Origin of the sequence: Xenorhabdus littoralis (assembly GCF_033949345.1) — a bacterium.
Lineage (GTDB): Bacteria > Pseudomonadota > Gammaproteobacteria > Enterobacterales > Enterobacteriaceae > Xenorhabdus > Xenorhabdus littoralis.
Map to the genome: position 1 here is coordinate 1 of NZ_VCDP01000226.1, position 1,098 is coordinate 1,098.

Genomic DNA, 1,098 nt, shown 5'->3' on the forward strand with positions numbered 1-1,098 from the left:
CAATTGTGATATGTGTGAACTATTAAATATAACCACATAAAATCAATTAGTTATTTAATTGTGTTATAATTTGTGTTGTGTGTTTCTAAAATGAAAAATGGAATAATCCGAAAGTAGCAACACAAAAGTAGGTATAAATACTGCTCCAAAATATCTAAATCTGCCCTTTAACATATGGGTAATCACCTGAAAGGATTTTCCGATTTGAAATCGGGAAACTTGCACCATGCAGGAAATAAGAGATATCAAAGAGTTTAAAGGTGAGAAATCTCACCTTTAGGTAATTGGTTGATTTTGTTTAATTCCTGCTCAGGGTGGAGATAGTGATTTTTTGGTGGTGGGGATATTGAGGAGTTGGGTTATGAAAAAGGCCACGCCGGAGCGCAGCCCAAAAAATTAATCATGCCAATTGAGGTGGAAACGGTATGTTTTGCCTGTTTGTTTTAACAGATTACCAAGTTTTTCTGCATCATCACCTTGATAGAGTGGAATATAAACTGGTGTTTCTTCTATTTGGATACGATATCCAAGATGATATTTTGTTCCATCTACAGTAACTGTTAGTTTTTTATCCGCAACAACCTTCATGAAATCCGTGTATTCTCCACCTAAATTTATAGGGATTCCATTCTCTTTCTCGTACCAATAAATACTAAAAATTGCATTGTCACCTATTTCATTTTCAACCACAACAATTTCACTATTAACACTTCCACCCCATAAACTTCCTTTACTTGTTTCATTTGGGGTTACATCAAAAACTAATGAATAATATGAAGGTTCAGAAACATCAGGAATCTTAGAGTTATTAACCCTCAACTCCCAATCACAAGCCATCATATCTTCCTGCGCCGGCTGCCACGGTACAAAGTTACCATATTCATTGTGCAGATCGATATGTGTCAGATAATCGTATTTAGTACCAATAGCGACACCATCAACTGCATAAGCGCTGCCTTCTTCCACCGTTAATTCATTCACACGTGGCGTAATAGCCAGGTACATGCCTTTGTCACCCCAAACAGAACGGGCAACACGCTTGCGTAGTTTTAATTGAATCAAAGCCCAAGAGAAGGATCCTACCGGAGCAGTAATACA

1 protein-coding gene is annotated in these 1,098 nt (G+C 37.2%); it reads right to left on the reverse strand.

Annotated elements, in window-relative coordinates; all coding sequences use genetic code 11:
* Nucleotides 1-396 precede the first annotated feature (396 nt).
* The coding region (locus tag FE394_RS19400; RefSeq protein WP_319927951.1) for a DUF2829 domain-containing protein at nucleotides 397-1,098 on the reverse strand (702 nt) is incomplete at its 5' end.